The organism is Pseudomonas oryzihabitans, assembly GCF_032027545.1.
Classification (GTDB): domain Bacteria; phylum Pseudomonadota; class Gammaproteobacteria; order Pseudomonadales; family Pseudomonadaceae; genus Chryseomonas; species Chryseomonas oryzihabitans_F.
Window position 1 is genome coordinate 1 of the sequence record NZ_JAVSJB010000013.1, and the last position, 26430, is coordinate 26430.

Genomic DNA, 26430 nt, shown 5'->3' on the forward strand with positions numbered 1-26430 from the left:
CGCGCTGGCCACGCCCTGGCCGCGGGCGGCGGGGGCGACCATGTAGCCGCAGTTGCAGATGACGCCTGCTTGACTTAGCCCATCCAGAAGCACCAAGCCTTTCCGCTAACTCAGAATGCAATACAGCTTGCGCACCGTCTCCCGGCTATCCCACGCCATGGGTGTATCTGCGGGCACCAGCACCGCCTCGCCCGCGTTGACCTGGCAGGACGCGCCACCCTCGACCGTCAGGGTCACGGCGCCGGCATAGAGCAGCATCAGCTCGCAGTGGGGATTGCTCACGGCCTTGCGCGTGTATGCCGTGCAATCCCACATCCCGATCCGCAGAGCGCCGCCACCGCTTTCGAATAGATCGCAACCCGTCGCGCTCGGCTCGGGGCTCAGCAGTACGCTGGCCGCAGGCGGCGGTGAAGGCTCACGCGGGGCCTCAGGATCCAACAGCAGCGGCGCCGAGGGCATGGGGCCTTCGCTGGCGCGACCTGGAAAGGCCATGAACAGCCGCCGCAACTCGCCCGCATGGCGCCAACGGCAATTCAGACCGCGCGGCAGCACGAAGGCATCGCCAGCCTTGAGCTGCAAGGCACCACCGATCCATTCGAGGTGCAACTCGCCGGTTTCGATGATGCTCATTTCCACCCAGGGATAGTCGTCCAATCGGCAGTCGGCGGAGTGGCCGACGGCGCTGCCCATGACATAGCCCAGACGGCCATCGTGCAGGTGCAGTTCGCGGCCGGCGGCTAGGGGATCATCGTGCAGGGGCTGGAGCGCACGGGGCAGCTGGCGGTCTCCGGGCGGCTGGCAGTAGTGCAGCAGGGGCATGGCGAATCCTCACGTCGAGAGGCGCGGCGGGTGTGCCGCGGACCAGGCCAGTATCGACTTGCAGCGCACTGGGGTTATGGCGTTTCCGCCGCAAGGCAACACAGAAGCTGCCGTTTTTCAGCGATGCGGCGCAGTATCCACCGCACCACCGATCATGGCGGCGGTGCCTGGGATTTCGGGACAAACTACCGCCCCGTTGCGTCATCCTTGGGCTTTGCCGGAGACCTCCCCATGACGCTACTTTACAAGGCCGATCCCGTACGGGGCCAGGCGTGGCAACGCCTGTTCCAGGAACGTGCGCCCGACATCGAATTCCGCCAGTGGCCAGACGTGGGCAACCCTGAAGAGATCCACTACCTGGCCTGCTGGCAACCGCCGGCAGACCTGGCCAGTCGCTTTCCCAACCTCGAGGTGCTGTTCGCCACCTCGGCCGGGGTGGACCAGTTCGACCTGAGCCTGCTGCCCCCGGAGTTACCCGTGGTGCGCATGCTCGATCCGGGCATCGTCGCCGGCATGGTGGAATACGCGACGCTCATGGTGCTGGCGCTGCATCGACAGTTGCCTCGCTATCTCGACCAGCAAGGCGCCAGGCGCTGGCAGGAACACGCCCTGGTGCCGGCGCAGAACAGAGGCGTCGGGGTGCTCGGCCTCGGTCAGATCGGCCAGGCAGTCCTGGAGCGGCTGGCAAGCTTCGGCTTCGCCCTATCGGGCTGGTCGCGCTCGGCCCATGAGCTGCCAGGAGTGCACTGTCATGCCGGCCCCGACCAGTTGCCTACGTTCCTGGCCGACTGCGAGATCCTCATCTGCCTGCTGCCGCTGACCGGTGAAACCCGTGGCATCCTCGACGCCCGGCTGTTCGCTGCCCTACCCCGCGGCGCCAGCCTGATTAACCTGGGCCGCGGCGCCCAGTTGGTGGAAGCCGACCTACTGGCCGCCCTGGATAGCGGCCACCTGAGCCAGGCAGTGCTGGACGTGGTGGAGCCGGAACCGCCCGCCACCGACCACCCTTTCTGGCAGCACCCCCGAATCTGGCTGACGCCCCACGTGGGTGCCATGACCGTACCGGAGACGGCCTTCACGGTGTTGCTGGAGAACATCCGGCGCCATCAGCGTGGCGAGCCGATGTTGGGACGGGTGGATCGGCAGCGGGGTTACTGAGTGTTAGCTGCCAGTCGATTCGCTATCAGCGGTCATCGAGTACTGACTTCAAGGAAAATCAGTACTCGCGCCTCAAAGGAAGAAGCTGCCGATGATCGGCGGCAGTTCTCTCCCATCGTGCTATTTCAGCCAGCTATCGACCATGGCCTTGTTGGCATCGATCCAGATCTTGGCGCCCTTTTCCGGCGTATTGCTGCCGTTTTCATTGATGGTCGCCATCAGCTCTCCCAAGGACTTGTCGTCCATTTTCCACTGTTGTAGCCAATGCTCGACCTGGGGGTCTTCCGTCTTGAAGGACTGGTTGGCAATTGCGTAGATGGAATCGGTGGTCCCATAGACCTTTTTCGGATCCTCGAGGTAGCGGAGGTCTTTCTTGGCCCATACCCAGTGTGGCTTCCACAGCGTCACCACGATGGGTTCCTTGCGTCTCATGGCGCGCTCCATGGACTGGAGCATTGCCGTTTCCGAAGACGACAGCAGGCTGTAGTCCAACTTGTACTCGCCTATCGCCTTTTCAGTCAGGCCCATTATTCCAGAGCCGGCATCTATCCCGAAGAGGGTGGGCCGGCCATGCCATTCGAATTTCGCTTTCTGAGCATTGAGCTCATCTATACTCTTGATGTTCACATAGTCCGGCACCGCCAAGCCCAGGTTAGCCTCCTTCAACCACGGCCCAATCAGCTGGACATGGTCCTTGATGCTGTTGTAAGGAGCACTGTCGGTAGTGGGAAGCCATACTTCAAAGGTCAGGTCGAGCTTACCCTGGGCCACACTGTTGTATAAAATCATCTTGCTGGCGCTTTGCAGGGACACCTGGTAATTCTTTTCTTCCAGGAGAAGCTTCCACATATTGGCAACGGCTATGTTTTCCGCCCAATTATTCACACCGATGTCTATTTTCTTGGTGTCCGCCGAGCTGACGGCGGCGTTGAACAATACGGACAACCCCACCACCAGCATCTGTAGTTTCTTAATCATGAGGGTTACACCTATTTGTCGAGGCTACAGCACCTGAGCTCCTCAGTTGAAGTGTTCAACCGATAGTCAAGCGCTGCACGCAAAGTTCGGGAGGTTGGCTGTGACTAGAGATCATGCGTCACAGCCCTGATCATCACGAGGACAGCAGTCGTTTATCGAACGGATAGTCGGACAGCAGTTCGATGCCATTTTCGTGAATATAGACCTGCTCTTCGAGCTTCACGCCTTCGCCGCCTTCGTCGTGGCCGATATAACTTTCCACGCAGATGGTCATGCCCGCTTCGAACACGCCATCGTAGCCGAGTGCATCTATGTCTTCGCGATGAACCACATAGGGGTATTCGCCGGTCATGCCTACGCCGTGAACCAGGGCGAAGTAGCGGTTGGCCTTATAGTTGTCGGGAATCTTCCAGGCCAGCTCGGCATATTCCTTGAAACTGCGGCCCGCCTTCAGCATTTCCATGTTGGTCTGCACCTGGTCGTAGGCGAGTCTGTACAGGTCCTTTTGCTTTTGCGTCGCGGCCTGGTCGCCGCAGAGGAAGGTCCGCGAGAAGTCTGCGTAGTAGCCAAAGCGGCCCACCACATCGGTATCCAGGGCCACCAGGTCACCCGCATTGATGGGTCGGGTACTGCACTCCTGGAACCACGGATTGGTGCGCGGCCCGGAGGACAGCAGGCGGGTTTCCACATAGTCGCCGTCGGTCGCGATGACGTGCTGATGCAGGTGCGACCAGAGCTCGTTTTCGCTGATGCCGGGCTGGAGTTTGCTTTCCATCAAGCGCACGCCCGCCTCGGTAGCCCGCAGGCTGGCGCGGATCATCTTCAACTCGTTCGGCACCTTGATGCAGCGGGCTCGTTCGAGTGGTTCCTGAGCGTCGAAAATCTGATAACCGAGCTTTTGCAACTCGAAAGCCGCCGCCGAGGTAGCGCTTTCGATCGCAATGCGCTTATTACCACCGCCACATTGACGGGCCAGCTCATCGATTTCGGCAGCCCATTGCGCGGTGACGTTGGTCAGGAAGCTGTCGCAAAAGTAATAGGAGATGGCTTTGGCCGGCCGGACTTCATCGACCGTATTGAGCTGTTCCGCCAAATGCAGGCAGCCACCGAACTCGAAGACCACCACCGGGCCTTCCGCCGGGATGAAGGCGTAACGCGCTGGGTTACGGGCCGAATACACCTGCATGTTGCGCGAGCCCGTGGCATAGCGCATGTGGGTCGGATCGAACAGCACACAGGCCGCGTAGTCGCGTTTTTTCAGCTCGTTGCGCACCCGTTGCAGGCGGTCGAGCTGTATTTGCTGGATTTCGTCGTACGTCGGTTCACAGTCGGACGGATTGCGGTTGGGGCCGGACAGACTCATGGTGAATTCCTCGCAGGGCAAGCACGGTAGGTTTTATCTAGGAATTTTTAGGGATGAATCAGTCGAGCAATTGGTCGCTGCGAACGAGATTGCGCTCGGCTTGCAGATGGGCTTCGGACAGGCGCCCATAGAGCTGTTTGGTACGCTGGGCGCGGCCGATGACGCCGGGCTTTTCGGAATAGGCGAAGATGGCGGTGTTGCGTTCGGTGGCGCCCTCGACACGAGTTACCCGGTGGACGGAAAAGCGGCCCTTGAATATCTGCAAATCACCGGGGTTGATTTCCAACTCCTTTACCCGGCTATGGTCATCGCCACGCACCACTTTGCCGACAGCCCCGAGATTTTCCTGAGTACGAGTGCGGATCATCGGCGCATATTGGAACAGTCCACCGGCTTCAGGCTTCTGGGTCATCATGCTGACAATGAATTCGTTGGTATCGAAGTGCCAAGGTTGCTCGGTACCCTGGGGCATCACATTAATCACCAGCCCGGCGAACGGATCGGCGTATTCGAAGATTTCCGGTTCGTTCAAGCAGGCGCCAATAAAGCGCTTCATCATTGGCGACACATAAAGTCGATGGATAACAGCATCTGGCTGAATCATATCCCGGGTGACGAAACCGCTGGTACGCTCCATGAATGTGCGTCGCGGATCATCTTGGGGCAGAGTCGGGTCGTCTTCGGTGAAGTAGGCATTGACCTTGCGCACGGAATAAAAGGTCTTGCCCGACAGCGCCTGGCCTTCGGCGCGGGCCTGTTCCAAGGCTTCAGGCCGCAGGAAATTCTTTAGCAAACAACAGCCATCCTCGGCGAGCTCGGCGCGGGCGTGCTCGATCAATGCCTGCAGTTGAACATGGCCCGAATCATGAATGGGATACAGGTCGGTATTGATGATATCGCTGATATCTCCTACCTCGGCATCGGCAAGTCGAAGGCTCATGAAAGTCTCCTGGAGCGGTCGGTTAATAGTGATGAGTGCCGAGTCGATAATTGCGTAGCGGGAGGCTGAAATGGAAATTACAAGTTGCGATAGAATCCATCGGCGGGTGCGATAGCCATGGCGGGCGAATTGGATGGGGCACTGTTGAAAGTCTTCGTCGCCATCATTGACTGCAATGGGTTTTCCGCAGCCGCCGAGCGCCTGCATAGAACTCAGTCAACCATTAGCCAAAGTTTGCAGCGCCTGGAGGACATCGTTGGCACGCCGCTGGTGCAGCGTAATAGCCGTTCGGTGAGTCTGACGCCCGGCGGTGAGACGTTCCTGATTTACGCCAGACAAATCCTCAAGTTGCATGCCGATGCCGTCAACGCCGTGCGCCTGCCCGACGAGCAGGCCTGCATTCATGTCGGCATGCCCGAGGATTATGCGCAGCTCTACCTGCCGGCCGTGTTGAAGGACTTCCGTGCGCAGTTTCCCCAGGTGCGGCCAGACATCTGCTGCGAGCGGTCGACGGCACTGGTCGGTCGTTTGCAGCGCGGTGAGCTGGATTTGGTGTTGGGCGTGCAACACGCCGATCTACAACCGGGAGAATACCTCTGCGATGAGCCCCTGGTGTGGGTCGTGAAGGACGAGTGGGATACAGGTAAGAACAGCTCGGTACCGCTGGCGGTCTATGCCGAAGGTTGTGCATTTCGCGCCAATGCCGTCAGTGCCCTGGCCAAGGCCGGACGGCCCTGGCATGTGGTTTATACCAGCCAAAGCCCGCGGGGAATCGGGATTGCGATCGAGCAAGGTCAGTCGGTCGGCGTCACGGCAAGGCGTTTGGTACCGGCGGGTTGGCAGGTGCTCGATGAGTCCCAGGGCTTTCCGCCGATAGAGCCGGCGCAACTGATGATCTGGCGTGCGAAACAGGGTAAGACGCGGACGGTGGATGCCTTCGTCGACATCCTCCTGTACCAGTTGGAAGGTTCACAGCGTCTGCCCGAGCACCGCGCCGCATCCCTGACGGCGGGACATCCACCACAATAGCAACAGGCTGGCTGCCAACGAGCAGACGATCCAGCCATGCACCAGGGCAAACTCCCCGGTCGCCTGCAGCAACCGCCCGCACAGCCAGTTGGCGACAGCGCTGCCCAAGCCATAGCCAACCATGCTCAGGCTCACCACCTGCAGGCTATGGATCGGATTCAGGCGTGCGCTGAGGTAGGCCGCCATCAAGCCCCAGATGGGGAAATAAAATAGCCCGAACAGTCCAGCGGCCAGCAATGTCAGGTTGATGGTCGGCAGCCACAGCAGGGCCAGCATGGCCAGGCCGAAGGCCGCTATGCTCAGGGTCATTACCCTCAGAGTGCCCAGACGATCTGCCAGGGAACCCAGCAACAAGCCGCCGCCGACACCACTGATGCCAATGAGCGTCCACAGCGATCCGGTGATATGGGCATCGGCCGCCAAGCGTTCGCTGGCAAAGGCCGAGAGAAAGTTAAGAAAGGGCCCGCTCACTCCCCCGATGAGCGCACTGAGTAGCAGGATGTGCAGCGCCACGGGTTGTTTCAGACAGAGGCTACCCCACTGCGCGAGTATCACCCGCAACGAGGGGGCGCTTTCCCGCTCGCGTTGGTGATCCTGAGGCAAGGAGGCCAGGGTCCAGAACGTCAGCAGGGTGACCATCGCGGTCAAGCCGGCACAGATGAACCAAAAATGGGCCAAGGAGATGCCTTGCAAGAGGGCGATCAGTACCCCGTTGAGGCAGATCGCGAACGCCGCGCCCGATGAGGCCAACCCCAACACCCGGCTGCGGTAGGCGCCAGGGATCACTTCGCTGGCCAGCGCGGCAATGGCATTCCAGTTGGATACCGCACAGGCGGAGACCAAGGCCAGGCACAGGGCGAAGGGTAGGACCCAGGGTGTCGCGACGGCCAGGACCAGCAGCACGGGACTCAGGGCCATCGTCAGGCGGACCATGTTGCGCGGGCTGATCCAGGCCGCCGCGATACCACTGACGATGGACGCCGCCATATAGAACAGCTGCAGCAGAGCTGCGATGAACGCAGCTTGGCTATAGCTCAGCGCAAAGGCCTGGCGGATATCGGGCAGCAAGGCCGAATACAGGAAAATGCTGAAGCCATGGGTGGTGGCATTGCAGGCGGTAAAGGTCAACGCCAGTACGCCGATGGTTTTCGCAGACGAGCGCACAACGCTTTGCATATCCAGACCTATTAGGCGCAGCCGTGTCACCTGAGTGGAAAGTTGCACCCTACTTACCGCAGGAGTGCAATTCATTGGCACCTTGATGAGTCTGGATATGTGTTTTCTAGAAAACCGTCTGCAGATCTCCGTTTATGATTTTTTGTTAAAACGGGAAAATCCAATTACGTGTGTACGACGTGAGAGGCGTTGAAACCGACGCCTACACCATACGCCGGGTCTTCCGTGCGAATTGCGCGGCCACCCTTCCCTCTGAGGCGCCACTCGAGAGGACGGGGATGCAGAGTCAGCCCAAGGCCACCCGCAACCGCGCCAGCAAGGCATCACAGGCGTCGAGCTGGCTCAACTCGACATACTCATCCGGCTTGTGCGCCTGTTCGATGCTGCCGGGGCCGCAGACCACCACCGGGGTATCCAGCCGACTGGCGAAAAGTCCGCCCTCGGTGCCGAAGGCCACCTTGAGCTGGGTGGTGCCGGGTTCGACCAGCGTCTGCAGGAAGCGCACGGCTTCGACACTGGGATGGGTGTCCAGGCCCGGATAGGCGTTGACCGTCTCGATCTCGATGGCGGCCTTGGCGGAAGTTTGCCGTGCCTCACTGACCAGGCGGTCCGCCGTTTCCTGCAGCGCGGCGACCAGGCTGGCGGGATCGTCCGCCGGCAGATGGCGGATCTCGAAGTCCAGGGTGCAGCGGTTGGGCACGATGTTCAGCGCCTTGCCGCCATCGATCCGGCCGACATGCAGGGTGGTGTAGGGAATGTCGTAGGCCGCATCCCGGGCGCCCTCTTCCACCAGGCGCCGTTGACTGTTGCGCAGCGCCGAGACCAGGTCACTGGCCAGGTGGATGGCGTTGACGTGCAGCGGTGCCCGCGAAGAATGCCCTTCCTGGCCATGGCAGTGGGCGCGCAATGCCGCCTTGCCCTTGTGGCCGAGGGCGACCTGCAGCTCGGTGGGCTCGCCGATGATGCAGAGGAAGGGCCGCACCGGTGCCAGCTCCAGCACATCCAGCAGCCGCCGTACCCCGACACAGCCGATCTCCTCGTCGTGGGACAGGGCCAGTTGCAACGGACGCTTCAGCGGAGCGCCTCGCGCGGCGGCCAGCATGGCCACCACCGCGCAGGCGACGAAGCCCTTCATGTCACAGGCGCCGCGGCCATAGATCCGCCCGTCCTTGAGGGTGCCCGCGAAGGGTGGCAGGGTCCAGGCCTGGCCTTCCACCGGCACCACGTCGGTATGGCCGGACAGCATCACGCCGGGCACGTCGGCGGGACCCACGCTGGCGAAGAGATTGGCCTTGCGTCCGCCCTCGTCGAGCACCAGGCGACAGGTGATACCCGCCGCTTCCAGCATCCCCTGCACATGGTGGATCAGTGCCAGGTTGGAGTCGGCGGAGACCGTGGCAAAGCCGATCAGGGTACGCAGCAGGTCCTGGCTGTTCATCCGGCCAGGCTCTCGCTGGGGGCTTGGGTGAAGCGGGCCACATCGAAGGCGGCCAGGGGCGTCTCGGTACGGCCGGTGGCGATGAGTTCGGCCATGGTGTCGCCCACCCCCGGGCCGAGCTGGAAGCCCGCGCCGCAAAACCCGAAGGCGTAGTAGAGACCGTCCACCTGGCTGCTCGGCCCCATGATCGGCAGGTCGTCGGCGATATAGCCCTCTACCCCGCTCCAGGTACGGATCACATTGACCCGGCCCAGGGCTGGCGCCAGGCGCCGCAACTGGGCGAGCTGATTGAGCAGGCCGTGAGGTTCGGCGCGGGCCAGGCGGGTGTCGAGGTCTGGCCGGGTACGGAAGCAGCCGCCGAAGATGACGTTGCCCCGCGGGATCTGGCGGAAGTAGATGGTCTCGTCGATGCGCGGCGAGGACACGCCCACCGTCTCACGGAACACATAGGGCAAGGGCTCGGTGACGCCCATCTGCGGGCCATGGGTCTCGATGGGAACCGGCTCACCGAACTGGCTGGACAGGCGACTGCCCCAGGCGCCAGCGGTGATCAGCAGGCGCGGTGCCTGGAAGCGCCGGCCATCGCTCGCCTGCACCAGGAAGTCGCCGTCCGGCTTGGCCACCTGGGTGATCTCCACTCCCTCGTGCAGGCTCACGCCCTCACGCACCCCGGCACGGGCGAAGGCTGGCGCCGCCAGGCGTGGATTGGCCTGGCCGTCGTAAGGGGCATAGGAGCCGGCCACCACCTCGCGACTCAGGTAGGGAAACTTCTGGTGCAGGGCCTCGCCTTCGAGGATCTGCAGCCCCAGGGGCGCGACTTCCGGCGCCTGGGCGTATTCGCGCAGCATGGCGATGCGCGCCGGGTCGTAAACGACCCGCAGATGCCCGCCCGGAATGAATTCCAGGTCTTCACCGATGAGTTCCGGCAAGCGCCCCCAGATACCCCGCGAACGGGTGGCCAGGGGCACCTGGCACAGGTAGCGCCCTTGCCGCCGCACGTTGCCGAAGTTGGTGCCACTGGCGAAGCGACCGACCTGGTCGCGCTCCAGCAGCAGCACCGACAGGCCGCGGCGGCGCAGGAAGAAGGCGCTGGCGCTGCCCATGATGCCGGCACCGACCACGATGATGTCCGCCCGGTTGATGGCTGTCTGACTCATGACGAAAGCTCCTCTTCGCTGGTGACGAGACCCAGCGGCAATGGCCGTACCGGCGCCTGGCCGCGCAAGCGACCCACGGCCTCCACCGGCACGCCGGATTCGGCGGCGATGATCTCGGCCCCGGCCTGGGCGCAATAACGCCCCTGGCAGCGGCCCATACCGACCCGACTGAAGGCCTTCGCCCGGTTGGCTTCGCGGGCGCCCTTCTCGCGCACCACGGCGCGCAGCTCACCGGCGGTGATGCCCTCGCAGCGACAGACCACCGCCGTGTCCGGCAGGCTGGCCATCTGCCTGGCCGGCCAGGGAAAGGCTTCGGCGAGACCCAGGCGGAAGCGTTCCTGCACGCCGAGTTGTTCCCGGCAGCGTTCGGCCAGCCCGGTCGGCGGCGTGCGCCCCAGATCCGCCAGCACCGTGCAGGCAGCCAGGCGGCCGGCCAGTTCGGCACCGTCGGCACCCCTTACCCGAGCGCCGTCGCCAGCGGCGTAGACGCCGGGTATGGAGGTCCGCCCCTCGTCATCCAGTTGCAGCACCCACTGCCCCGTTGCGCGCTCGAATTCGAAGGCGCAACGGGCGAGATCGGCCAGTTGAGTCTCGGGGCGCAGGTGATAGCCCAGGCCCACGGCGTCACCGACCACCTCCTGGCGCAGGCCACGGGCGTCGGCGAAGGCCACCCCGCGCACGCCCTGCTCGGCATCGCCGAGAATCTCCAGCGGGGTGACACCGACATGCAGCGGTACTCCGGCGCGCTTGAGCGCGGCCATGAGTTGCACGCCCTTCCAGGCGACGCCTGGCCGGGCCAGCAGCTTGGGCGTGGCCAGGGCACGCAGGCGCAGCGGTGCGGTATCCAGTACCGCAGCCACCGTGGCCCCGGCCTGCTGGTATTGGCTGGCGACCAGGTAGAGCAAGGGACCGCTGCCGAGAAAGATCACCCGGCGGCCGATGGAGACTGCCTGGGCCTTGAGGGCGATCTGGGCGCCACCAAGGGTATAGGTGCCCGCCAGGTTCCAGCCCGGCACCGGCAGCAGGCGGTCGCCCGCGCCGGTGCAGAGCATCAGGGCATCGAAGTCCAGGGTGCGCTGGCGGTTGCCCTGCACGGTGTAGAGGGTGCGCTCGTGAAGGTGCCAGGCCAGGGTGTCCGGGCGATAGTCGAGCCGGCCGCGCAGGCCGTCGAAGGTGCGATGCAGGTCTTCGGCCTTGGCCGCCTCGCTGCCGTAGAGGGTGGCATAGGGACGCTGGAAGCCCTCGGGCTGGCGTCGATAGATCTGGCCGCCATCGCAGCGGTTCTCGTCGATCACCACCGGAGCGATACCAGCGGCCAGCAGCGTTTCGGCGCAACGCACCCCGGCCGGGCCGGCACCGACGATGACCACGCGGGGTTGCTTCAGGCCAGGTTCCATGCGACCTCCGGTTGCTCGGTGAGGATCTGCAGGCCTTCGCGGACCTCGGTGCCACAGGCGCGCAGCCGCTCGCCGTCGGCGGTCCAGACCCAGCAATCCTGGCAGGCCCCCATCAGGCAGAAGCCGGAGCGGCGGTCGTCGCCGAATTCGGAGCGGCGCAAGGCCGGGCCGTTGGTGAGCAAGGCCACCATCAGGGTGTCGCCGGCCAGGGCGTTGACCGGCAGGCCGTCGACCGTGAGGCTGACCTGCGGCCGGCCGGTCTCGGCGAGGCGCTGGAAGCGGGTAGTCATGCGCGAACTCCTTGGGTGTGCAGCACGGCGCCGCCCTGCAGTCGCTGCAAGGTCTCGCCGTCATGGTGACAAAGGATGAGGTTGCCGCCTGGAAGCCGCTGCCGGCGCGGCGCCTCGCGGTCGCAGCGGCCCTCGATACGGACCGGACAGCGGCGCAGGAAGCTGCATAGCGGCCCGCTGGCCTGGCTCGCAGCTGCCAGGGGCGCTACCGTGCGAATCGGTTGCTCCTCCAGCCAGCCCTGGCGCAACTCGGGCACCGAGGCGGTGAGCAGTTCGGTGTAGGGATGCCGGGGCGGCCGTTGCAGGGTCGCCGGCGTACCCAGCTCCACGGGTTGGCCGGCATAGAGCACCAGCACCTCGTCGCAGAGGCTGCGCACCGTGGATATATCGTGGCTGATGAACAGATAGGCCAGCCCCAGTTCGCGGCGCAGTTCGGCCAGCAGGTCGAGGATGGCCGCGCCGACGACGGTGTCCAGCGCCGAGGTGACCTCGTCGCAAAGGATCAGCTCGGGCTCGGCCGCCAGGGCGCGCGCCAGGTTGACCCGCTGTTTCTGGCCGCCGGAAAGCTCGCCCGGCCGTCGCTGGGCCAGGCTCGCCGGCAGTTGCACCCGGTCGAGCAATTCGCGGACCTTGCGCTGGCGGGTAGCCTGGTCGAAGGCGTGGTAGGTCTCCAGTGGGCGCATCAGGATGCGCTCCACGCTATGGGCCGGATTGAGCGCCGTATCGGCGTTCTGGTAGACCAGTTGCACCCGGCGGAACTGCTCGCGGGTGCGACCCTCCAGCCCCGGTGGCAAGGCCTCGCCGCCCAGGTGCACGCTGCCTCGTGCTGGCGGTAGCAGACCGGCGATCACCCGCGCCAGGGTCGATTTGCCGGAGCCGGATTCACCGATCACGCCCAGGGCCTGCCCCGGTGCGATACGCAGATCGATGCCCTCCAGTACCCGGTAACGTGGCAGCCCCTCGGCATCCATCGGTCCGTAACCAGCGACCAGATCACGGATCTCCAGCACCGGCGGACGCGTCTCGCTCGCCGGCAGGCCACGCTCGGCCAAAGGCTCCGGCCGAGCTGCGGCCAGCAGGCTGCGGGTGTAGGGATGCCGGGCGCTGGCCAGCAGACGCTCGGTGCGGCGATTCTCGTACACCTCGCCGCCGTTGAGCACCAGGATACGGTCGGCCATCTGGGCCACCACGGCCAGGTCGTGGGACACATAGATGGCGGTCACGTCGCGTTCGCGCACCACCTGCTTGAACACCCGCAGCACCTCGATCTGGGTGGTCACGTCCAGCGCCGTGGTGGGTTCGTCGAGGATCACCAGGGTCGGATCGGTGATCAGCGCCATGGCCGCCATCAGCCGCTGCAACTGGCCACCGGACACCTGGTGCGGATAGCGCGCGCCAATGTGTTCGGGATCCGGCAGCGCCAGCTCCTTGAACAGCTGCAGCGCCCGGGCCTCGGCTTCCCGGCGGGTCAGCACGCCATGGATCAGGGCGCCCTCGATGATCTGCTCCAAGAGCCGCCGTGACGGATTGAAGGCCGCCGCCGCGCTCTGGGCAATATAGGCCACGGTATGACCGCGCAGCCGGCGCAGACCGGCGGCATCCAGCTCCAGCACCTGGGTGTCGCCGACGCGGATCGAGCCGCCCGCCAGTCGGCAACCTTCACGGGCATAGCCGAGCAGCGACAGGGCGATGGTGGTCTTGCCCGAGCCGGACTCCCCGATCAGCGCCAGCACCTCGCCCTTGGCCAGGCTGAAGCCGACCTCCTTGACGATGGAGGTTTCGCTCCCATCCTCGGCCTCGGCAACCACACGCAGGTCCTTGACCTCTACCAGGACCGTCATCTCAGCGCCCTCCCCGACGCCGCGCGCCGAACCGGTCGATGAGCAGGTTGACGCCCACGGTCAGGGTGCCAATGGCCAGGGCCGGCATCAGCACCGCCGGGGCGCCGTCGGCCAGCCCACCGATGTTTTCCCGCACCAGGGAGCCGAGATCGGCATTGGGCGGCTGCACGCCGAGGCCGAGGAAGCTCATGCCGCTGAGCAGCAGCACGATGTAGACGAATCTGAGGCCCAGGTCGGTGAGCAGCGGCAGGCGCATGTTGGGCAGCATCTCCCGCAGGGCGATGTACAGCCGGCCCTCGCCGCGGGTGCGGGCGACCTGGACGTATTCCAGCTCGGTGAGGTTCATCGCCAGGCTGCGGGCGATGCGATAGCAGCCCGGGGCGTAGCCCACCACCGCCATCACAATCAGCAGGGGTACCGAGGAGCCGAAGGCGGAGACCATCACCAGGGCCAGCATCTTGCTCGGCAGGGAGATCAGCGCATCGATCAGGCGCGACAACGGCTCGTCCACCCAGCGCCCCGAGAGTGCCGCCAGCAGACCGAGGCCGGTCCCCACCGCGCAGGCCAGCACCGCGGCCACCAGCGCCAGGCCCACGGTGAAGCGGGCGCCGTCGAGGATGCGGCTGAGCACGTCGCGGCCCAGGTAGTCGGTCCCCAGGGGATGGGCGAGGCTGTAGCCGGCGAGCACGGCGCTATCACCCAGGGCGCCCGGATCGTAGGGCGCGAGCCAGGTGCCGAAGACGGCGATGAACAGCCAGAAGACCACCAGGATGCCGCCGAGGAGTCCGGTCAGCGAAAGACGGGCGCGCCGACGGGTACGGGGCGGGGAAAGCTGGGCGTCGAGCGTCTTGCCGTCCACCGGCAGGACCGGTGCGGGACGCACGGAAGTCACGGGTCGGGTCATAGCGTTCTCAGCCTCGGGTTGGACAGGATGGCGCAGAGGTCCGCCAGGGTCATCAGTACCAGGTAGGCGCAGCAGAACAGCATGGCGCAGGCTTGGATCAGCGGCAGGTCGCGGCTGGCGACACCGTCCACCATCAACTGCGAGATGCCCGGATAGTTGAAGATGGTCTCGACGATCACCACCCCACCCATCAGGTAGGAAAGGCTCAGGGCGATGGCGTTGGCGATGGGGCCCACGGCGTTGGGCAAGGCGTGGCGCAACACCACGCGGACCGGACCCACGCCCTTGAGCCGGGCCATTTCCACATAGGGACTCTGCAGTTGGTCGACCAGGGCGGCGCGGGTCATACGCGCCATCTGTGCCACGATCACGCAGCACAAGGTGCCCACCGGCAGCGCATAGGCGCGCAGGAAGTCCAGCGGGCCGGCGACGTCATGGGCGAAGCTCAATGCCGAGGTCCAGTGCAGGTGGACGGCGAACACCAGGACCGCCAGGGTACCGACAAGGAATTCCGGCACGGCGACGATACCCAGGGTGAAGACATTCAGCGCTCGGTCCAGGCGCCCGCCGGCATTCATCGCCGAGACGATGCCCAGGCCGAGGGCCAGCGGCACCGAGACCAGGGTGGTCACGGCGGCGAGCATCAGGGAGCTGCCGAGCCGGTCGCCGATCAGGGTGGTGATGGGCAGCTGGCTCGCCAGCGACTGGCCGAGATTGCCGTGCAGCAATCCTGAGAGCCAATGGAGGTAACGCAGCAGCGCCGGCTGGTCCAGGCCCATCTGGGCACGCAGCGCGGCGACCTGCTCGGGCAACGCGAACTGCCCCAGTGCCTGCTGCGCCGCGTCGCCCGGCAGCAAGGCCGAGACGAAGAACACCAGCAGCGAGACGATGAACAGGGTCAGCACGGCGCCGCCGAGGCGCCTGGCGATGAGGGAAACGACGGAACGATCCAAGGTCACCTCCTGCGAAGGGGTGCGGCGACGCCCCGGGGCCTTCCCGCCCAGGAGCGTCGCCAGGTACGGCGCCTCAGCTTTCCAGCCAGACGTGTTCAGCGAACATGTAGCCCATCAGGCCGCCGATGGGGATGATCCCGTAGCCGCCAAGCTTGGGTGAGTGGGCGTCGATTGAACTGGTGAAGATCGGCAGGCCGATGCCGCAGTGCTGGTTGACCAGCAGTTGCATGTCGGCGTACATCTGCTTGCGCTTGGCGAAATCGGTCTCGCCGCGCGAAGCCACCAGCAACTGGTCGAACTGCTCGTTCTTCCAGCCGGATTCGTTCCAGGGCGCATCGGACTTGAAGAACTGCGACAGCAGGATGTTGGCGGTGGGCCGGGCATTGATGTTGCCGAAGCCCAGCGGGTCCTTCATCCAGTGGTTGTCCCAGTAGCCGTCGGCGCTGACCCGGTTGACCATCAGGTTGAGCCCGGCCTGGCGCGCCGACTGCTGCAGCACCAGGGCCATCTCGTTGGCGTTGTCGGCCGCGGTGGAGGTCACCAGGGGCATCCGTGCACCGGCGATGCCGGCCTTCTGGAACAGGAACTTGGCCTTGTCCGGGTCATAGGGGCGCTGGGGGACATCGGCCGAATAATAGGGCGTGCCGGGCATGATCGGCTGGTCGTTGCCGATGATGCCGTAGCCGAGGAACACCGACTTGAGGATCTGCTCGCGATCGAACAGCAGCTTCATGCCCTCCACCACATTGGGATCATTGAAGGGGCGGTTGGGAATTCTCATGATGAGATTGGTATAGCTGCCGGAGTTGTTAGCCACGACCTTGAGCTTGCCGCCCTGCTTGAGCCGTTCCGCCGAGCGGGGATCCACCGACACGATGAGCTGGACGTCGTTGGCCAGCAGCGCATTGACCCGCGACGGTTCGTCGGTGATGCCGATCAGTTCGACCTCGTCGAGATAGGGCTTGCCGGATTTCCAATAGTTCTCGTTGCGCACACCCACGGTGCGTACGCCCGGCTTGAACTCCTTGACCTTGAAGGGGCCAGTGCCGTTGGCGGTGGAGAAATCGGTGGTGCCGTTGGCGATGATCAGGAACGGCGAGATGGCCAGCACCGCCGGCAACTCGGAGTTCGGCGAGACCAGGCGGATACGCACCTCATCCGGCGCCACCGCGGTGACCTCGGCGAACTGGTCGGCCAGTGCCTTGGCCTTGGAGCCCACCGCCGGGTCCTTGTGGCGCAGCAGCGAGTAGACGACGTCGGCGCTGTCGAAGGTCTTGCCATTGTGGAACTGCACGCCCTGGCGCAGCTTGATCGTCCAGGTCAGCGCATCCTGGGTGTCGAAGGCGGTGGCCAGGGCCATCTGGGGCTCGAGATGGCTGTCGAAGACCGTCAGCCCATTGTAGAAGAAGTACTGGCGGGTGTAGTCGCCGGAGAAGGCACCGCGGGCCGGATCGAGGGTATCGGCGGTGGACGAACCGGCAGCAGCGGCGCGCACCTTGCCGCCACGGCGCGGCGTGGCGCTGACCGCATCTTCTGCCGCGAACGCCTGGCCGTCCCGGCCCAGCAGGCTGCCCACCCCGGTCGCCATGAGCCCGGCGGCGCCCAGCAGGCGCAGCGCATCGCGCCGCGACAAGCCCCGGTGCAGGGCTTCGAAGGCCCAAACGCTCTCAGCAGCACCTATCAGGGGACTTCCAGTCTTTTTCTCGGTCATGTCGGCTCGCTCGTTGGGGGCTCTGTCGCCAGTCCGCGCGCCCCTCCCCGGGAGCGCGGCGCTGTCCTCGTGGCCGCTTTATCCAGCGGCCTGAGTCATTACAGCACCGGGCCCTCGCCGATTACCGTCGTATTGGCCCTGCGGCGAGATAGAAAAGATCGTTTTGCCCGACCGGCTCAGCATTCTTTGCGGTGTGCTTCGCCGCGGCGCATGGGCCGCGCCTATGCCCGGCTTTGGCGCGCGCCAGCGGCGTCTCGCCGGTGGCAAACACCTCTTCGCCAAGGGCTGTGTCGGCGCGGGACAGCTCGCCAAGCGGCCCGCTTGCAGCAGTTTCTGCTTAGAGCCTGTTCAAAGTCTCGCGAGCTAGAGACAAACAAGGCAAAAATGGCTGAGGAAGCGGATCGGACTCGCGCTCGAGTTTACGAGTGGTAAATGAGCATTCCGACGGAGCTGGCCTTCCAGGCCATTTTTAACGCAGTTTGGCCGACACGCAGCGGACTTTGAACAGGCTCTTGGAGAGAAATCGCCTGTGGCCAGGCCTTGAGCAGCGCCCAGGCGCTCAAAAGCCGCCAGCCCGCGCACCGTCGAAGACGGACGCAAGCTGGCGGCTCGGTGATCGCCACGTTAGTGCAACCGATCCTGCACCCGGTAATACAACCCCACCAACGGCAGGAACCAGGGTTTGCCGAAATGCCCGGGAATGGCCGGCCAGTCCAGCACCCGCCAGGGATTGGCCTGGCTGCGGCCCTCCAGCACCTCGGCCATCACCCGCCCCATGTGCACCGACATCTGTACGCCGTGGCCGCTGTAGCCCATGGCGTAGAACAGCCCATCCTGCTCGCCGGCACGGGGCAGGCGGTCGGCGGTCATGTCCACCAGGCCGCCCCAGCAATAATCGATGGGCGCCTGGGCCAGGGAGGGAAACAGCTCGCCCAGGGCATTGCGCAGCACGGCGCCACTCTTGGCGTCCTGGCGTGGATCGGACAGGGCGAAGCGCGCCCGCCCACCGAAGATCAGCCGGTGATCCGGCGTGGTGCGGAAATAGTTGCCGATGATGCGGCTGGTAACATAGGTGCGCCGGTTGGGCAGCAGCCCATCGAGTTGTTCTCGTGGCAAGGGCGCGGTGGCGATGATGAAGCTGCCCACCGAGGCGATGCGTCGGCGAAACCACTGGAAAGGGCCGACGCTGGCGTTGCCCGTGGCCACCAGCACCTGGCGGGCGCGCACCTCGCCGCGGGCGTTGACCACGCGAAAGCTGCCATCGGGCAGGCGTTGCAGATCGCTCACCGCCGCCCCTTCGTAGACCAAGGCGCCACGGCGCACGGCGGCCTCGGCCAGCCCAACGCCGAAGCGCCCCATGTGCATCTGGGCGCCGTTGCGCTGCAACAACCCACCATGGAAACCGTCGGAGGCCACCTCGGTACGCACCTGCTCGGGGCCGAGCAACTCCACGTCCGGGTCCACTTCCGTGCGGATCAACTCGCAGGTGCGCGCCAGGCTGTCGTAGTGCTGCGGCTTGGCCGCCAGCTTGAGCTTGCCCGCCTTGTGGAAGTCGCAGGTGATGCCCTCTTCGGCGATCACCGCCTCGACGCTGGCCACCGCATCGGCATAGGCCTGGTAGAAGGCCCGGGCCCGCTCGGCGCCCAGGCTGGCGCGCAGGGCCGCGTAATCCTGGGCGACCCCGGTATTGCAGTGCCCGCCGTTGCGGCCGGAGGCTTCGCCGATCACCCGGCCCGCCTCCAGCACGGCCACGCTGGCGCCACGCCTGCGCAGCGCGACGGCCGCCGACAGCCCGGTGAAGCCGCCGCCGATGACGGCGACATCGACCTCCCCCGCCACCGGCCCCTGGGCGCCGCCGGTAAAGGTCGGCGCCGTGGCGAGCCAGTAGGATTCGGACGATGCGTGGCCGTGAGTCATGCGGGGCTCTCCTGCGGCAAGGGCTTACTCGAGACCGACCACGGCCGCCAGGCCGCCGATGTCCTTGATCTCGGTGTTGCGGTAGAACGGCGTGCTCGGCTCGTGGCCGCGATTCACGAACACCTTGTGCTTGATGTTCATGTAGTCCGCCGGGATCAGGTCGTAGCGGAAACTCGAGGACACATGCAGCACGTCTTCCGGGCCGCAGCCGAGGTTGTCCAGCATGTATTCGAAGGCGGCCAGGCGCGGCTTGTAGGCCTGGCCCTGCTCGGCGGTGAAGACCCGGTGGAAGGGGACGCCCAGCTTGTCGACGTTGGCCATGATCTGCTCGTCGGCGGCGTTGGAATAGATCACCAGGGGGATCTTGCCGGCGATCTTGGCCAGCCCGGCGGTCACGTCCGGGTGTGGCCCCCAGCTCGGCACCGCCTCGTAGTAGGCGTTGGCCTCTGCGTCGGTGAAGGAGATGCCCCAGCGCTTGCAGGTACGCTCCACCGCCGAATACAGCACTTCCGAATAGGGCTTCCAGGCGCCGAGCACCTCGTCGAAGCGGTAGCCGTTGAAATCCTTGCAGAACTGGTCCATCGCCTCGGCCGGGACGCGGTCGGCGAACATCTCGCGGGCCATGTCGGACATGCGGAAACGCGTCAGGGTGCCGTAGCAGTCGAAGGTGATGTACTTGGGCCGAAAGGCGGTCATGGCGTGGGTCCTTTGACGGAAAGTCGTAAGTGGAGGCTGGGACCCCGGTGGTGTCCCTGGCAAGCATTACAGCATCGGCAGGCCTGACGAATGTCCGCTTTCAGGCATCGCGGGAGACAGAAAAAGCCGTTTTGCAGGTAGGCCTCAGCATAGTTTGCGGAAGCCTCAGGAGTGCTCCAGGTCGATCAGCACGCTCTTGCTGCGCAGGTTGGCTTCGAAGGCCGCGCGGCCCAGGTCCTTGCCGATGCCGGAACGCTTGTAGCCGCCAGTCGGGATGATCCAGTCGTGGCTGCGGCCATAGCGGTTGACCCAGACGGTACCGGCTTCCAGTGCCCGCGTCAGGCGCAGTGCCCGACCGAGATCGGCGGTATGCACCCCGGCCGCCAGGCCATAGGTAGGATGATCGGCCAGAGCCAGGGCCTCGGCGTCGTCGTCGAACACCTGCACGGTCAGCACCGGGCCGAAGATCTCTTCGCGCACCGCGGGGTTGTCCGCGCCGACCCCGGCGATCAGCGTCGGTTGATAGTAGGCGCCGCCCATGTCCTCCTCCAAGGCGCCACCGACCAGGAGCTCCGCGCCGGCCGCCCGGCTGCGGGTGACGATGTCCTGGATGCGCTGGCCTTGGCGGTGGGAAATGATCGGCGCCAGGGTGGCCTCGGCCGACCAGGTTGGCCCGGGACGCAGCTCGGCGAAGGCGGCGCGAATGCCGTCCAGCATCGGCTCCAGGGCGGCACGCTGCACCAGCAGGCGTGAACCGGAGACGCAGACCTGGCCGGCGTTGCCGGTGATGGCGGCGGCCACGCTACGGGCGGTGCGGGCCAGATCGGGGGCGTCGGCGAACACCAGTTGCGGACTCTTGCCACCCAGCTCCAGGGTCACCGGCTTGGGACCGCTTTCGGCGCAGGCGGTCATGATGGCGGTACCGGTGCCGGTGGAGCCGGTGAAGGTGACCTTGCCGATGCGCGGATGGCGGCACAGGGCATCGCCCGTCACCCGGCCATCGCCCTGGACCACGCTGAGGATGCCGGCGGGCAGGCCCGCCAGGACGGCCAGCTCGGCCAGGCGCAGGATGGAGAACGGCGTCAGCTCCGACGGCTTGATCACCACGGCATTGCCGGCGGCGAGCGCGGGCGCCATCTTCCAGCCGGCCATGCTCAGCGGAAAATTCCAGGGCGCGATGGCCCCCACTACGCCATAGGGCTCGGTGATCTGCAGGCCGAGGTGGCTGGTGGCAGTGGCCGCCACCTCGCCGCCGTGCTTGTCGGCGAATTCGGCGAAGAAGCGGATGCCCTCGGCCACATAGGGGATGTCCCAGGCCAGCACCTCGCGCAGCGGACGGGTCGAACCCACGGCTTCCAGCGGCCCGAGCACCTCGCCGTCGGCTTCCACCAGATCGGCCCAGCGGCGCATCACCCGCGCTCGTTCGCGCGGCGGCCGACTGGCCCAGTCGCTGGCCTTCCAGGCGCGCCAGGTGCCCTCCACCACCTCGTCCACCAGATCCGCCGAGGCGCACGGCAAGCCGCTCTGGAAGCCACCATCGGAAGGCCGGAACACCTCCAGTTCGGCACGGGCGTCGCGGGTACGACCGCCGATGAAATGGGCACAACGAACCGCTATTGCTCTGGGGTCGAACGAGGCCATGGCGCGCTCCGCTAGGGCTGTGGGCTTGGCCCCATGCTAGGCGCGCCTGCCGCCATCTTTTGCCGAACTGATGCGGACCTTCGGCGCCTCCCAGCGCTGCGCCTACCCACCGGCAACCGAATCTGCCGTCGGGTCTTGCTAGGCTGGCGCCTGAATCAGCCAGACCCGAACCGGAGCCCTGCCGTGTCCCACGTCCCCCTAAGACCCCTGCGCGAAACCGACCTCGTCACCGCCCACCGCCTGTCCCAGGCGCTGCATTGGCCACACCGTCTGGAAGACTGGCAGTGCCTCTTCCACACCGGCGAAGGCCTGGTGCTGGAGGACGATCAGGGGGTGTTCGGCACCGGCTTCTGCGTGCCCCAGGGCGACTACGCCACCATCGGCCTGGTGATCGTCGCCGACAGCCATCAAGGTAAAGGTCATGGGCGCCGCCTCATGGACGGCCTGCTGCAACTGGCCGGCACCCGCACGCCGCTGTTGGTCGCCACGGTACGCGGCGCCCCGCTCTACCGCAGCCAGGGCTTCGAGTCCTATGAGCGCATCTACCAGCACCAGATCGCGACGCTGCCCGCCGTGACCGAACGGCAGCCGCTGGAAAGCCAGGTGCGCGAGCTGACCCTGGCAGCGGCCCCACAACTGGAACGCCTTGCCCAGCTCGCCAGTGGCCTGGACCGCACCGCCCTGCTGCGGGAATTGCTGCCCCAGGCCGAGCGAATCGTCGGCCTGGAACGCGAGGGCCAACTGCGCGGCTTCGCCCTGCTGCGCCCCTATGGCCGCGGCCTCTCGGTCGGCCCGGTGATCGCTGAATCCACCGAGCAGGCCAAGGCGCTGATCCTCACCCTGCTGCGCCAGGCGGAAGGTCGCTACGTGAGATTCGACGTGACGGCGCGCAGTGGTCTCAATCCCTGGCTTTTGGAGCTAGGCGTCCCGCAGGTCGATGAAGTGGAGCAGATGGCCAGGGGCGAGCCACCGGTCTCCCGCGACGGCCTGGAGCAGTTCGCCCTGCTGACCCAGGCGCTGGGCTGAGGACGCCAGCGGCCTCGGAGCTCTGGCCCCTGGTCACGGGCTTTCGCGCACGACCAGCGCGCATGCCAGGGCAACAGGGCCAGCACTCCATACAGGCTCTTAGAGATCACTAGGCTCCATGCAGGCCAGCAACAGGAAGGTAGCCAGCCAGTGCTCACCCATGTAGTGGTCATGCAGGTGAGCGCTTCCCGCCGCTAGATGATCCGCCGCTGCCCGTTCCAGCCGGGCGCGATGCCGGCTGCCGCTGGGCAAGGACCTGGCGATGCTGGCCATGCACCAGGCCCTGCTGAGGTTCAATCCATCCCAGTGAGCCAAGCGACCATCCGCTCGATCGACCGTGATGACCGGTGTGATGAGTTCGCTCCACTGGGGCGAATCGATACAGTGTAGAAACCGCCCCACCCTGCTCTCGAACTGCCGCTCGTCTAGCACGCGCTGCATGAGCAGCAATTGCTGCCAGGCCGGCGACAGGAAATCCTCACCGTCCGGCTCATTCACCGCAGCAGGCATGGCGTCAGGGAAATAGACCATGGCGCGCTCGATCAAAAACGCAGCCAACGGCTCGTCGCCTACTGCTTTGGCATACCTCAAGGCCAGCACCATGGCGAAGGCGGTATTGCTATGCAGCCCTGACCGCATAGGCCTCGGCAGCTTGGTGAAATAGCCAATCAGCTTGTCTCTCAGGAGCTGAGCCAAGGGGCGTAGATTGACCAGCCAGTCCGGAGCCCGAGGGTGGTTCGACCGCTGCAACTGTGCCGTCAGCATGAGCAGCCAGGCCCAGCCATAGGGCCGTTCGAAACCGGCTTGATCCCCACGGGCGAAAAACGCCAGCTCCTTGGCAACCTTGTCCGGCGTGAGCTGCTGGTCCAGCAGTTCCACTATGCCGTGACGTTGGGTCTGCTCGAGCTCGACATCCAGCAGGCACACCAGCAACCAGTAGCTGTGCACACAGGAATGCCAATCGTAACTGCCGAAAAAGATCGGATGGATGAGCCTTGGCCTGGCGAAATCATCTATCGAGCGATAGACGCGCGCCTGGGAGTGTGGAAATTCCTGCACAACATGGCCAAGCGTAACCTTGGCGATTTTAGACAGAACGTCCTTATCGATAGTCATCGGGTAAAGATCCGGGCGGGGACGCAAGGCGTTTTAACGGACTGACCGCGGCGTCGCGGTCAGGTCTCATCAGAAGTTATAGGTAAAGGTCAGGCGCGCGTTACGTTCATCGCGCAGCGGGATATAGGTGTTGGTCGTAGAGTTCAAATAAGCCGTACGGTCGAAGATATTTTTCACCCCAAGCGTAACCGAGTAATCGGTGCCGTGATAGAACACCGATGCATCCGTGATTGCGCCGCCTGGAATTTCATAGTATTGCGATCTATAGCCACCGGTATTAGATGAAAAGGCTTCTACCCCGGCGCCCACCCCAAAACCTTTCCAGAGGCCGCTCTGGAACTCATACGTATTCCAGAGGCTAAAGGTGTTCTTCGGCTCGCCTATGAATAAGACGGATCCCGCATCTTCTTTGAATTTGATGTGGGTGAAGGTAGAGGTCAGGTTCCAACCCGGTAGAATCTCCCCGGCAAGACTGATGTCGTACCCTTTGCTTTCCCGACCCTGGGTGCCAATCGCATTGCCTGCGACATCGAAGACGGCAACGTTCGTTTGCTCAAGTTCAAAGTATGCGGTCGTAAGCGTTAGCGCGTCATTCAGCAAGCTGAACTTGGCCCCTAGCTCTTTTGACTTGCTCTCCACCGGAGGAAGGGCCGCTCCCGTCCGCCTGTCCACTGTAGAAGAGCCCGTGAAGCCACGAATGACATTGGCGTAAACCGTCATTTCATCGGTTAGATCATAGCTAATCCCATAGTTTGGAACCCATTTCCTGGCTTCATAAGAACTTTCGGAATAGAGGCTACCGCTGGTAAGGTAGGCTGCGCTATCGCCGATCCAGTCGGCTCTTTTCGTCGCGAGAAGGAGGTGTAGACGGTCACCGACGTCCATCTGATCCTGGAGGATGAGCCCCCGCTGCTGAGTTCTCGTCGACAGAGAGCGGTAGTTTGGATCTGGAACCTTCGGCAACAGGTCAAAAGAGTCAGGGTCGTAGAAAGACACCTGAGGATAGGGTCTCGACAACCCAGGAATGGAGAGCTCATATTGGTCAGTGGTAATGTGTTGGTAATCAACTCCAGCCAAGACCTTGTGCGTGACAAGGCCTGTTTTGAACTTTCCCCGAATGTCATTCTGCAGCCCCCACGAGTCGGTAGTGGTATCGATGGAAGTCGGGCCACCAAAGGCCACGCTTCCGGTGGACGTGATAGCCTGCGGCTGAAAGATACGAACGCTGTTATCGGCCTGGGTGTAGGTAGCCTTGCTGTTGAATGACCAATCCTCGATAAGGTCCTGCTTCAACTCGTAATAGGCGGTTTTCGTTTCATTGAGAAAGGCATTGTCCTTTTGAAAGATCCGGGCGCTCGGCAAATCCAGTAGTCGACCGTTGTAGGCAGCTCCAGCACGGGGAGCGGCGTTCCGCGAGTTGTCGTACTCGGCGCCGAAGGTGAGTTCGGTAGCGTCCGACTGCCATCGCAGCGCTGGAGCGACATACACCCGACGGCCGCCATCGAAATCAGGGGCCGAGGCGTCACTCTTCATGTTCACCAGGTTCAGACGATAGCTCAGCGACTTATCGGAATTGAGCGCCCCGCCCAGGTCGACGGCCTGCTTGAGTTCCCCATACTCGGCAACTTCCAGGGTTACCTTGTGCAGGTCTTCGGTGACCGGTTCCTTGCGTACTAGATTGATGGTGCCGCCGGGCGAACTACTGCCCCCGGTGATGGAATCGGGCCCCTTGATGACTTCGACGCGCTCGATCCCCTCCATCGCCACGTCATTTACAGAGGCGTTGGGGACACCGTTGGTGGAGGTCTGTTGGACGGCGAACCCGCGAATCTTGAAAGAAGGCGCGCCCCGGTTGGTTTCGCTAACGCTGACCCCTGCAGTGTTCTTGAGGGCTTCAGCCAGCGAATTCACCTGACGATCCTGCAGCACCTTGCCACTGACCACCTGAACGGACTGGGGCACCTCCTTGAGTGCCATTTCCGTTCGCCCGACGGCGCTGGTCCGTGTCGGGTTGTAGTACAGCTGATCTTCATTCGCTGTTGCTCCGGTAACAGCGATCTCTGGAAGCTGGGCATCGACTCCCGCCGCTGTCGATGCGGCGGGGATGTTAGGGCGGGTGATCGTGAGCGTGCCGTTGGCCGTCACATCCAACGCCAGATCCGTCCCCTTCAGGCTGGTGGCGATGGCTTGTTCCACCGTCATGCTGCCGCTGACGGCACTGCCTTGGTAGCCGCTGACCAGGGCCGGGTCAAAGGAGATGGCCCTGCCCCCTTGACGCGCGATGCTTTGCAGCATCTCCGCCAACGGGCCTGCCGCCAGTGAATAGGTTTGCACCGCGGCTACCTTGGTTTGGCTAGCAGCCGCAGCCATCACGTGTATCGGTGCTCCTGCCAGAACGACCGCAACCCCCAGATGTACAGGCTTCAACACGAAACTCTTTTTCGACTTCATCTTCATCCCTCGCCAGCAACGGTCGGCACTTTTGTGTTGTCACCTCCTCTGTGCAATCTGAGCGAAAAAGTGACAGTAACACTTGAAAAACATCGGCTGGTCGAGCGAGCGGCCTGGCCGGCGGGTTCGCCGGTACCGCGGTAATCCTGCGCAGGTGGTCAGGGGAACGGGACGGTCGTAACGATCAGGTGATGTGCCACTCGACGGGTATCAGGTCAGGGGCAAAGGCCTGTTCGAGGCGCCGAAGCCAAGCCGTAGCGCCGTTGGTTTACCAACCAAAGAGCGGAAAGCAAGGGGCATCGGGCACCTTGGTGGTGCAAAAAGCAGCGTTCTGCCCTGATCGGAGGCAGCACTGCGCACCACGGGCAGTCCTGGCCTCATCCAGCTCTACACAGCCCCCTCTCAGGCACATGGCATCCGAGTTGCATT

Annotated in this window: 21 protein-coding genes; 3 read left to right on the forward strand and 18 right to left on the reverse strand. The window is 64.4% G+C overall.

Annotated features, from left to right (window positions below):
* Positions 1-105: 105 nt before the first annotated feature.
* The gene (locus tag RND78_RS19275) at positions 106-819 is read right to left on the reverse strand and encodes a cupin domain-containing protein (protein ID WP_312731319.1); all 714 of its coding nucleotides are present in this window, start codon (positions 817-819) and stop codon (positions 106-108) included.
* Positions 820-1050: 231 nt separating this feature from the next.
* Between RND78_RS19275 and RND78_RS19280 the strand changes: the two genes are divergently transcribed.
* Positions 1051-1977 carry a glyoxylate/hydroxypyruvate reductase A gene (locus tag RND78_RS19280; RefSeq protein ID WP_312731321.1) on the forward strand — a complete coding sequence of 309 codons (927 nt, stop codon included), beginning with the start codon at positions 1051-1053 and terminating at the stop codon, positions 1975-1977.
* Between the two features lie 120 nt (positions 1978-2097).
* On the opposite strand, the gene RND78_RS19285 is transcribed toward RND78_RS19280, so the two are convergent.
* From RND78_RS19285 to RND78_RS19295, 3 genes are all read right to left on the reverse strand, one after another.
* Positions 2098-2955 (reverse strand): glycine betaine ABC transporter substrate-binding protein, encoded by an 858-nt coding sequence (locus RND78_RS19285; RefSeq protein WP_312731323.1) that lies wholly within the window; start codon positions 2953-2955, stop codon positions 2098-2100.
* 133 nt (positions 2956-3088) lie between these two features.
* A complete protein-coding gene (locus RND78_RS19290; RefSeq protein ID WP_312731325.1) occupies positions 3089-4318 on the reverse strand; it encodes a Xaa-Pro peptidase family protein in 1230 nt (409 codons plus the stop codon).
* A 58-nt stretch (positions 4319-4376) separates the two neighbouring features.
* Positions 4377-5258 carry a hypothetical protein gene (locus RND78_RS19295; RefSeq protein ID WP_312731327.1) on the reverse strand — a complete coding sequence of 294 codons (882 nt, stop codon included), beginning with the start codon at positions 5256-5258 and terminating at the stop codon, positions 4377-4379.
* Between the two features lie 117 nt (positions 5259-5375).
* Between RND78_RS19295 and RND78_RS19300 the strand changes: the two genes are divergently transcribed.
* Entirely contained in the window at positions 5376-6287 is a 912-nt protein-coding gene (locus tag RND78_RS19300) for a LysR substrate-binding domain-containing protein (protein ID WP_312731329.1), read from the forward strand.
* Here RND78_RS19300 and RND78_RS19305 read toward each other — a convergent pair.
* The 12 genes from RND78_RS19305 to RND78_RS19360 all read right to left on the reverse strand — a co-directional run bounded on the left by RND78_RS19305 (position 6228) and on the right by RND78_RS19360 (position 21408).
* The gene (locus RND78_RS19305; RefSeq protein ID WP_312731330.1) at positions 6228-7463 is read right to left on the reverse strand and encodes an MFS transporter; all 1236 of its coding nucleotides are present in this window, start codon (positions 7461-7463) and stop codon (positions 6228-6230) included. The two genes, RND78_RS19300 and RND78_RS19305, sit on opposite strands and share 60 nt — an antisense overlap.
* A 286-nt stretch (positions 7464-7749) precedes the next feature.
* Entirely contained in the window at positions 7750-8901 is a 1152-nt protein-coding gene (argE, locus tag RND78_RS19310) for an acetylornithine deacetylase (RefSeq protein ID WP_312731331.1), read from the reverse strand.
* Positions 8898-10058, reverse strand: a complete 1161-nt coding sequence (locus RND78_RS19315) for an FAD-binding oxidoreductase (RefSeq protein ID WP_312731332.1) — start codon at positions 10056-10058, stop codon at positions 8898-8900. Before RND78_RS19315 ends, argE begins: the two co-directional genes overlap by 4 nt.
* The gene (locus RND78_RS19320) at positions 10055-11455 is read right to left on the reverse strand and encodes an FAD/NAD(P)-binding oxidoreductase (protein ID WP_312731334.1); all 1401 of its coding nucleotides are present in this window, start codon (positions 11453-11455) and stop codon (positions 10055-10057) included. The genes RND78_RS19315 and RND78_RS19320 overlap by 4 nt, the downstream gene beginning before the upstream one ends.
* Positions 11440-11745 carry a (2Fe-2S)-binding protein gene (locus RND78_RS19325; RefSeq protein WP_312731335.1) on the reverse strand — a complete coding sequence of 102 codons (306 nt, stop codon included), beginning with the start codon at positions 11743-11745 and terminating at the stop codon, positions 11440-11442. Before RND78_RS19325 ends, RND78_RS19320 begins: the two co-directional genes overlap by 16 nt.
* Positions 11742-13586, reverse strand: coding sequence for an ABC transporter ATP-binding protein (locus RND78_RS19330; protein WP_312731337.1), 1845 nt, complete (start codon positions 13584-13586; stop codon positions 11742-11744). The genes RND78_RS19325 and RND78_RS19330 overlap by 4 nt, the downstream gene beginning before the upstream one ends.
* 1 nt (position 13587) lies before the next feature.
* On the reverse strand, positions 13588-14490 hold the full coding sequence (locus RND78_RS19335) for an ABC transporter permease (RefSeq protein ID WP_312731338.1): 903 nt from the start codon (positions 14488-14490) through the stop codon (positions 13588-13590).
* Positions 14487-15443: an ABC transporter permease gene (locus RND78_RS19340; RefSeq protein WP_312731340.1), complete on the reverse strand. Its 957-nt coding sequence runs from the start codon at positions 15441-15443 to the stop codon at positions 14487-14489. The genes RND78_RS19335 and RND78_RS19340 overlap by 4 nt, the downstream gene beginning before the upstream one ends.
* 73 nt (positions 15444-15516) lie before the next feature.
* Complete coding sequence (locus tag RND78_RS19345; protein ID WP_312731342.1) at positions 15517-17154, reverse strand: ABC transporter substrate-binding protein; 1638 nt, start codon at positions 17152-17154, stop codon at positions 15517-15519.
* Positions 17155-17778: 624 nt separating this feature from the next.
* Entirely contained in the window at positions 17779-19071 is a 1293-nt protein-coding gene (locus RND78_RS19350) for an FAD-binding oxidoreductase (protein ID WP_312731345.1), read from the reverse strand.
* 24 nt (positions 19072-19095) lie between these two features.
* Positions 19096-19767 carry a haloacid dehalogenase type II gene (locus tag RND78_RS19355; RefSeq protein WP_312731348.1) on the reverse strand — a complete coding sequence of 224 codons (672 nt, stop codon included), beginning with the start codon at positions 19765-19767 and terminating at the stop codon, positions 19096-19098.
* 165 nt (positions 19768-19932) lie between these two features.
* Entirely contained in the window at positions 19933-21408 is a 1476-nt protein-coding gene (locus RND78_RS19360) for an aldehyde dehydrogenase family protein (protein WP_312731349.1), read from the reverse strand.
* A gap of 183 nt (positions 21409-21591) precedes the next feature.
* Between RND78_RS19360 and RND78_RS19365 the strand changes: the two genes are divergently transcribed.
* A complete protein-coding gene (locus RND78_RS19365) occupies positions 21592-22434 on the forward strand; it encodes a GNAT family N-acetyltransferase (RefSeq protein WP_312731351.1) in 843 nt (280 codons plus the stop codon).
* Between the two features lie 99 nt (positions 22435-22533).
* On the opposite strand, the gene RND78_RS19370 is transcribed toward RND78_RS19365, so the two are convergent.
* Both RND78_RS19370 and RND78_RS19375 read right to left on the reverse strand, forming a co-directional pair.
* Entirely contained in the window at positions 22534-23550 is a 1017-nt protein-coding gene (locus tag RND78_RS19370) for a DUF2891 domain-containing protein (RefSeq protein WP_312731352.1), read from the reverse strand.
* A gap of 69 nt (positions 23551-23619) precedes the next feature.
* Entirely contained in the window at positions 23620-26001 is a 2382-nt protein-coding gene (locus RND78_RS19375; RefSeq protein WP_312731353.1) for a TonB-dependent siderophore receptor, read from the reverse strand.
* Positions 26002-26430: the final 429 nt, after the last annotated feature.

What these genes read in the sequence shown, in the direction of transcription:
- RND78_RS19280 (WP_312731321.1), top strand. Translation starts at nt 1,051, where the DNA reads ATGACGCTACTTTACAAGGCCGATCCCGTACGGGGCCAGGCGTGGCAA.
- RND78_RS19295 (WP_312731327.1), bottom strand. Translation starts at nt 5,258, where the DNA reads ATGAGCCTTCGACTTGCCGATGCCGAGGTAGGAGATATCAGCGATATC.
- RND78_RS19345 (WP_312731342.1), bottom strand. Translation starts at nt 17,154, where the DNA reads ATGACCGAGAAAAAGACTGGAAGTCCCCTGATAGGTGCTGCTGAGAGC.
- RND78_RS19375 (WP_312731353.1), bottom strand. Translation starts at nt 26,001, where the DNA reads ATGAAGTCGAAAAAGAGTTTCGTGTTGAAGCCTGTACATCTGGGGGTT.
- RND78_RS19315 (WP_312731332.1), bottom strand. Translation starts at nt 10,058, where the DNA reads ATGAGTCAGACAGCCATCAACCGGGCGGACATCATCGTGGTCGGTGCC.
- RND78_RS19305 (WP_312731330.1), bottom strand. Translation starts at nt 7,463, where the DNA reads ATGCAAAGCGTTGTGCGCTCGTCTGCGAAAACCATCGGCGTACTGGCG.
- RND78_RS19335 (WP_312731338.1), bottom strand. Translation starts at nt 14,490, where the DNA reads ATGACCCGACCCGTGACTTCCGTGCGTCCCGCACCGGTCCTGCCGGTG.
- RND78_RS19325 (WP_312731335.1), bottom strand. Translation starts at nt 11,745, where the DNA reads ATGACTACCCGCTTCCAGCGCCTCGCCGAGACCGGCCGGCCGCAGGTC.
- RND78_RS19360 (WP_312731349.1), bottom strand. Translation starts at nt 21,408, where the DNA reads ATGGCCTCGTTCGACCCCAGAGCAATAGCGGTTCGTTGTGCCCATTTC.
- RND78_RS19355 (WP_312731348.1), bottom strand. Translation starts at nt 19,767, where the DNA reads ATGACCGCCTTTCGGCCCAAGTACATCACCTTCGACTGCTACGGCACC.
- RND78_RS19300 (WP_312731329.1), top strand. Translation starts at nt 5,376, where the DNA reads ATGGCGGGCGAATTGGATGGGGCACTGTTGAAAGTCTTCGTCGCCATC.
- RND78_RS19275 (WP_312731319.1), bottom strand. Translation starts at nt 819, where the DNA reads ATGCCCCTGCTGCACTACTGCCAGCCGCCCGGAGACCGCCAGCTGCCC.
- RND78_RS19290 (WP_312731325.1), bottom strand. Translation starts at nt 4,318, where the DNA reads ATGAGTCTGTCCGGCCCCAACCGCAATCCGTCCGACTGTGAACCGACG.
- RND78_RS19330 (WP_312731337.1), bottom strand. Translation starts at nt 13,586, where the DNA reads ATGACGGTCCTGGTAGAGGTCAAGGACCTGCGTGTGGTTGCCGAGGCC.
- RND78_RS19285 (WP_312731323.1), bottom strand. Translation starts at nt 2,955, where the DNA reads ATGATTAAGAAACTACAGATGCTGGTGGTGGGGTTGTCCGTATTGTTC.
- RND78_RS19320 (WP_312731334.1), bottom strand. Translation starts at nt 11,455, where the DNA reads ATGGAACCTGGCCTGAAGCAACCCCGCGTGGTCATCGTCGGTGCCGGC.
- argE (WP_312731331.1), bottom strand. Translation starts at nt 8,901, where the DNA reads ATGAACAGCCAGGACCTGCTGCGTACCCTGATCGGCTTTGCCACGGTC.
- RND78_RS19350 (WP_312731345.1), bottom strand. Translation starts at nt 19,071, where the DNA reads ATGACTCACGGCCACGCATCGTCCGAATCCTACTGGCTCGCCACGGCG.
- RND78_RS19370 (WP_312731352.1), bottom strand. Translation starts at nt 23,550, where the DNA reads ATGACTATCGATAAGGACGTTCTGTCTAAAATCGCCAAGGTTACGCTT.